General features: G+C 29.4%; 8 protein-coding genes. All 8 read left to right on the top strand.

Translation table 11 applies throughout. The features are described 5' to 3' along the window. The first annotated feature begins 315 nt into the window (after positions 1-315). The 8 genes from Q5N74_RS18735 to Q5N74_RS18700 all read left to right on the top strand — a co-directional run bounded on the left by Q5N74_RS18735 (position 316) and on the right by Q5N74_RS18700 (position 5,928). Positions 316-795 (top strand): hypothetical protein, encoded by a 480-nt coding sequence (locus Q5N74_RS18735; protein WP_304390527.1) that lies wholly within the window; start codon positions 316-318, stop codon positions 793-795. Between the two features lie 176 nt (positions 796-971). Further along, positions 972-1,223, top strand: a complete 252-nt coding sequence (locus Q5N74_RS18730; protein WP_304390526.1) for a hypothetical protein — start codon at positions 972-974, stop codon at positions 1,221-1,223. A gap of 5 nt (positions 1,224-1,228) precedes the next feature. After that, positions 1,229-1,786 carry a hypothetical protein gene (locus Q5N74_RS18725; protein ID WP_257289930.1) on the top strand — a complete coding sequence of 186 codons (558 nt, stop codon included), beginning with the start codon at positions 1,229-1,231 and terminating at the stop codon, positions 1,784-1,786. 158 nt (positions 1,787-1,944) lie between these two features. Beyond that, entirely contained in the window at positions 1,945-2,475 is a 531-nt protein-coding gene (locus Q5N74_RS18720) for a hypothetical protein (protein WP_304390525.1), read from the top strand. A gap of 166 nt (positions 2,476-2,641) precedes the next feature. After that, positions 2,642-3,592 carry a hypothetical protein gene (locus Q5N74_RS18715; RefSeq protein WP_304390524.1) on the top strand — a complete coding sequence of 317 codons (951 nt, stop codon included), beginning with the start codon at positions 2,642-2,644 and terminating at the stop codon, positions 3,590-3,592. 150 nt (positions 3,593-3,742) lie between these two features. Next, a complete protein-coding gene (locus Q5N74_RS18710; protein WP_304390523.1) occupies positions 3,743-4,246 on the top strand; it encodes a hypothetical protein in 504 nt (167 codons plus the stop codon). Next, positions 4,243-4,602 (top strand): hypothetical protein, encoded by a 360-nt coding sequence (locus tag Q5N74_RS18705; protein ID WP_304390522.1) that lies wholly within the window; start codon positions 4,243-4,245, stop codon positions 4,600-4,602. Before Q5N74_RS18710 ends, Q5N74_RS18705 begins: the two co-directional genes overlap by 4 nt. 183 nt (positions 4,603-4,785) lie before the next feature. Next, entirely contained in the window at positions 4,786-5,928 is a 1,143-nt protein-coding gene (locus tag Q5N74_RS18700) for a PD-(D/E)XK nuclease family protein (protein ID WP_304390521.1), read from the top strand. Positions 5,929-6,212 lie beyond the last annotated feature (284 nt).

The raw sequence follows: 6,212 nt of genomic DNA, 5'->3' as shown, positions 1-6,212 counted from the left end.
TTTCTCATAATACTGTTTAAAATTAATAATTATTTTACACTTTTAAACAGTTCGGTTATAGGGGAAGCTTACAAAATGAGTTATCCCCAAAAAATGACAATTAGAGATATTCTAAATTCAGAAAACTATAAGAAAACCGAATGAATTGCGGAAATTTAAAAAACAACTAAAGGCAACACCGTATAAAAAAAATTGCTAGTTTTAGCTTAACCAATGTTAGTTGCTCGTTTGCTAGCTTCTGATTTTCCTTCGGAAAATCCTCGCACACAAACACGCAACTTTCCTTATACATAAACGTTGGCATTAATTAAAAAAATGAAGAACATCACATTACTCATATTGACAGTAATTCTATTTTTTGGTTGCAATAACTCACCAAATTCGAAAAGCAACGAAATGAAAAAGAATTTAAAGGAGTCTGTTTCCGAGACCAATGGACTACAAATTCAAGTAATTGAAAATTGGCCAGATGAAATTGACGGATGTTCATGTTATTCCTCTAAAAGCAAAGATGAATTTGAAAAAGAAGAATATATATACATGGACAACTATGGAGACTTGGCATATATGAAGATAAATGGAAAACTTGAAAGATTTAAGTTGACAAAATCGGACACATTAACTTCCTCGAACGATTCAAGAAAAACTTGGACAAATGAAAATTTTGAATTCATAATTGAGACACTCCAAATTGGGCGAATTGACGAGACTTGGCAACACAAAGGTAAATTGACTTTGAAATCGAATGAAGGAGAAATTATTGAAACGAAGATTTATGGAGAATGTGGCTGTTAATGATAAAAGACAAAACTAATGCCAACACAGTATATAAAAAATTGCTAGTTTTATCCTAAACAAAAGTTAGTTGCTCGTTTGCTAGCTTCTGATTTTCCTTCGGAAAATCCTCGCTCACAAACACGCAACTTTCCATATACATAAACGTTACAAATAATACCAAAAAACCCAATAAAATGAAAAAAAAGAATTTATTATTAGCTGTTTTTATAACAGGCATATCTCTAATAAGTTGTGATACTGACCCCTGTGATGAAGGATATACTCAACTTGATAATGGAGTTTGTGTCCCTGATTATGTTGCTGGAATAGAACAAAACTCTGAATTAGGTAATGTGTTTTACCATTCAGAATTAGGTGCTGTAACATACAAAAATGGTATTTGGTTCGATGAAAATAATTTAATTATCAAAAACATTAATGACTAAAAAATATGAAAAAAACACTTACCCTTTTTGCCATTCTATCATTTTTATTTGTCAATGCACAATCTGATGAAGGAACTATTTATTTAAAAGACTCAACAGAAATAAAAGGTTTAATAAAAATCAAAACATTTGGTGGAGTTAAATTTAAAAACACAATAGATTCTGAGGCTACCAATTATGACCATAAACAAATTACAGGATTTGATACGGGTGGTGAAAAATATAGATATATAAATAATCAAGAAGGGTTTCCACCAATATTATTAAAAGAAAAGTTAAAGGGAAAAATTTCTTTATATAGTAATGAAGTATATAATCCTGGTCATACAATACCAAATGGTTTTGCTGGTGGAGGAACTGGAATGACTTTTGGAGGTGGTTCTGCAACAATTTATCACATTCTTGTAAAAGATAAACTAATAAGGGTTGGGACTAAAATAAAAAAGAAACATTTAGAGATTTTAAAAGACTGCACAAGCTTAATTGAGAAAATTGAAAACAAAGATTTAAAAAAAAGTGATGTGTATGCAATCATCAATTATTACAATAATAGCTGCGATTGATAAAGTACTATTTGTAACACCGTATAAAATTAATGGCTAGTTCTAGCCTACTTGGAAAATTCCTGCGGAATTTTCTCTGGCATGTATCTGTTTACTAAATTAGGTGCTTAAACACGCCACTAATCTTATACATAAACGTTAGCAAACATATAAACGAAATGCAGAAATTCCATTTAGTTCTAGTTCTGATTTTAATATTTAGTTGTTCTCAAAAACAAACGGACAGCCGAATTACGGAATTTGAAAAAATGTTTGGAGAAAGACAAACAAATGCTTTTGACTCTCTTGTTTCTGACTTTGAAAAAAATTTAACAAAAATATATCCGAATTTGACAACCGAAAAAGGTTATCGACAATATTTAATTGATATAAAATCGGACACGATAACTGACTGGAAAAAATTTGACTTTCAATCCAAAAGAACTCACGCCGAATATTATAAAAGCGGACTACGAAATGAAATCTATGACAAAGACACAACCTCGTTAAAGGAAAATAATTTTGGCAATTATATGACTGCACTTTATGAAATAAAAGATTCGGATTCTTTAATAAAAAAATATTTGAGTGTTCGCGAATCTGCTGGAATACTGCAAAACACAATGATTGTCGACGGACTTTTGAGCTTAAATCCTGATTTTAACAACTATTTTCATAAAAGAATTGTTGTTGCGGAATTTAGCTTCTGATAAAAAATACGTTTGCTAACACTGTGTATAAAAAATGCTTATTTTAGTGCTTAACCAATAGAAAGTGCGTGTTTGCTTTCTTCCGATTTTCGTTCCGAAAATCCTCTGACACAAACCCGCACTTTTCATACACTAAACCGTTGTATGCAATTAAAAACAAACATATATGCAAAAATTTGACTTTGTAAAAAATCTTGAAAAAATCTCTGAAAATTTATTTAGTCAAGAAATACTTGTCCATTTCGAATCAGCCATTAATCAACCTACAGCCAATTATGCATTTGGAAATTTAAAACCAATATTGTTTACATCCAAAAGCAGATATGACCAATTAATAAGAGATAATGATATTGTCGAAATATTAAAAGAATTAGATTCAGAAGAAATATATTCTGAAACTAATTTATCTGCATTAACAGGTTATTTGAGCACTCAACAAATTGGAAACCTTTTTAAAATAAAGCCTTGTTTGGCTTTTTATAAATTTCATTTAACAATTACATCTGTCCTTAAGATTTCAAAAGATTTGTTATTGAAAAGCTCTTATTCTGAATCAAACGAGCAATCTCTTCAAAATGGGATTTTAATATTTGAGGTTATAAATGAGGAAGAATCCAAGGATATCGAATTATACATTAAAATTTTATCATTGCTTAACGAATTAGCTACTCTTGTAGATAAAATATCTGAATCAGAAGAAGAAACAGACAACGAAAAAGAAGATGAACATCCTGTTGAAATTATTTTACTTGATTCGGGAAGCAATTCTAATATTGGTTTAAAAACTGGAATTGAAACTGCTAAATCTCTCTTCTTGATTTTTAAAGAAATCTGGGATTTTGTTATTAGTCATAAGCAGTATAAGTCGAAACAAGGGAACGATGCTTTACTCGAAAGTTTGACAATAAGAAAAGAGATTCTAACAAAATTAGAAGAAGGTGTTATAACAGAAAAAGAGGCTCAAGAATATACTCATATAATAAAAACAAGAGCTGAAGATTTAATTGGAATGAAAGTTTTACCAAAAGAATTGATACAGAAAAATCACGAAATTGATAATAAAAAACTTTTGAATGAATTTAAAGAATTAAGGCTGTTAAATCAAAAGCCAGAATAAAATAACTGCATACAACACCGTATAAAAATAATTGCGGTTTAGTGCTTAATCAAAGGTCGTTGCGTGTTTGTAACGTCTGATTTTCCTTCGGAAAATCCTCGCATACAAACCCGCAACTATTCTTATACATAAACGTTGTAAAACATTTGAATGAAAATACGGAGCATAACATTTAAAGCACCTGAACCTGAATTAAAAGTCATTAAATCAGTTACAGTTTATATTTCGGAAAAGCACTCTGAAATCATCATTGCACCTATTTCTAAAGAACCAAAAGCTGGTTATCATTACGAACAAAAAGATTGCGAAATAATTGACTTGAATTCTTCAACCGAAATTATTGGAGAAGCAATTAAACGGAATTTCAACAAATTCGATATTAAAGAAAAAAAAGAAGGAATGGGTAAAAAATCCGACTGGCCTGCTCTCAAAGCAAGTAAAGAAAAAAGTGGTCGTGGCTTTGAGGAAAAATATCGCAGAATTTCAATTCGTGGAATTACAGATTGGAACAGTTCGTTAAGAATTGAAACCGTAATGAATTTACCAATCGAAATTGAATTGACAAGTACGATTTCAGCTCACTGTGAACCATCGGATTTAGGAAATAGAATATTAAAAATGTTTCATTCGGAAATAACAGAAAGAAAAATATGATTAAACCAATCAGAATAATTGAATCTGGTGTCGAAATTGAACTTCATACTGGTATTTTTGGCGTTTATGTTCTCGGTGGTTGGGATGTTGTAGTCGAAAATTTTACTTTCTCTCTAACAAATATGAAAACTGGTAAAGTCATTAATCCAAAAATTACGCAATGGCGAGTGCAATCATATGAATATGGGGAAAAGGCAAAAAAAATTATGACACTTGACATTCCGGAAAGAGGCAAATATTCAATTGAATTTAAAAATCAAGACAGCTTAAAAGTTTGGAAATCAAGTTTGCCTTTAATAAATAGGTTATTTACACAGCCAATTGAAAAACAATGGATTCAAATTTGTATAATTTAAAGAATAGAAAAAAACGTTTTACAACACAGTATATAAAAAATTGCTAGTTTTAGCTTAACCAATGTGAGTTGCTTTGTTTGCTAGCTTCTGATTTTCCTTCGGAAAATCCTCGCATTCAAACACGCAACTTTCCATATACATAAACGTTGGCAATAATTAAAACCAAGCATCACGAAAAAAAATATGAACTTGAATACATTGTCTTTACTACAAAACCAAGAATTGAAAAATATCATAAGTGATTTTGATACAATTGGAACTGACAAAGACTTATACGAATATAACATCTTTTCAATATCAAAATTAGGAACACAATTAGAAGATTTTCATAGTGATATAATTTACAGTCTATTAAATCCAAGTGGATTACATAATGAAGGTAATATTTACTTAAAAATGTTTCTTGAATTTTTACACAACAAATATTCTTTAAACGAAATAAACCTTAATGATTTCAAGAATGCGGAAGTCTATCGAGAATCGGGAAGATTGGATATATCAATACTAGATTATAATTCTAAAAAAGCAATTATCTTCGAAAATAAAATAAATAATGCACCTGATATGGTTGACCAATTAGATAGATACTTTATTTGGTGCAAAGACAGAGGTTTAGAAGTAGTTGGTATAGTTTATTTAAGTTTGAGAGGTTTAAAATTTGCACCGACAATGAAAAATGGCGCAGATGTTTTTAATATTGGAGCTTTTAGCAACAAATCAAATGATATAGTTAGTGGTTGGCTTATTCCTTCAATTGGAATATCTAAAAACATAGAAAACACATCATTAATTATTCAATATAAAAAACTATTAACATTTTTAGGTTATAAAAGTATGGAAACAGAATTATTAGATGATTTTTATAAATTAGCAAGTGATAAAAAAATAATCGAACAAATTGATAAACTAAAAGAACTTTCTGATAAAATCCCTGAATACAGAATGGATAAATTAGTTAAAGAAATTGAGGACTTTAAACCATTTAAAAAAACTTATCGCTACAGAGAAAATCATATTTTATATGAAAACTTCTTTGAAAATGATAACAATTTCAAAATTGACATAGTATTTGAAAAAAATGGTTCTGCATTTCTACACTTTTGGAATCCAGCCAAAAAGGGAAAAGAAGCATATTTATCAATTAAACAAAAATTAGTGGAAATTAACTATATAAACAATTTTCCAAAACAGAACGAAGAGGATATTGATGAAATTAGTTGGATTGGATTCAGAAAATATTTTGATATAAACAATTACAAAACAATGCAAGAAGTTGACGATGAAATTCTAGATTTCGCAAGAAACTTTATGAATGAATTGAAATAACTATTGCCAACAACGTGTATAAAACATAGCTATTATAGGCTTTCCGAGAGGTTTTTGCTTATTTACAAAGTACGCCAAATTTTTAATTTTGTATATTTAGAAAAGGAAAATTAAACATAAAAATCAAAAATTCGGCTCGTGCTAAATCCGAAAAGTTAGCGTTTATTTATACGCTACGTTTCATACACAAGACCGTTGTAAGCAATTTTGACTTGTCCGGAATAAAGGCTACATAATTTTAAACATTATGTATAAAAATGACAAAGTAATTAGACGTTACAGTG

Source organism: Mariniflexile sp. AS56 (assembly GCF_030552475.1).
GTDB lineage: Bacteria > Bacteroidota > Bacteroidia > Flavobacteriales > Flavobacteriaceae > Mariniflexile.
The sequence above is the reverse complement of the archived record's forward strand: the minus strand, read 5'-3'. Positions and strand labels throughout refer to the sequence as shown.

Bases quoted from the DNA above. Each gene is read 5' to 3' on its own strand.
- Q5N74_RS18735 (WP_304390527.1), top strand. From the start codon at position 316: ATGAAGAACATCACATTACTCATATTGACAGTAATTCTATTTTTTGGT.
- Q5N74_RS18730 (WP_304390526.1), top strand. From the start codon at position 972: ATGAAAAAAAAGAATTTATTATTAGCTGTTTTTATAACAGGCATATCT.
- Q5N74_RS18725 (WP_257289930.1), top strand. From the start codon at position 1,229: ATGAAAAAAACACTTACCCTTTTTGCCATTCTATCATTTTTATTTGTC.
- Q5N74_RS18720 (WP_304390525.1), top strand. From the start codon at position 1,945: ATGCAGAAATTCCATTTAGTTCTAGTTCTGATTTTAATATTTAGTTGT.
- Q5N74_RS18715 (WP_304390524.1), top strand. From the start codon at position 2,642: ATGCAAAAATTTGACTTTGTAAAAAATCTTGAAAAAATCTCTGAAAAT.
- Q5N74_RS18710 (WP_304390523.1), top strand. From the start codon at position 3,743: ATGAAAATACGGAGCATAACATTTAAAGCACCTGAACCTGAATTAAAA.
- Q5N74_RS18705 (WP_304390522.1), top strand. From the start codon at position 4,243: ATGATTAAACCAATCAGAATAATTGAATCTGGTGTCGAAATTGAACTT.
- Q5N74_RS18700 (WP_304390521.1), top strand. From the start codon at position 4,786: ATGAACTTGAATACATTGTCTTTACTACAAAACCAAGAATTGAAAAAT.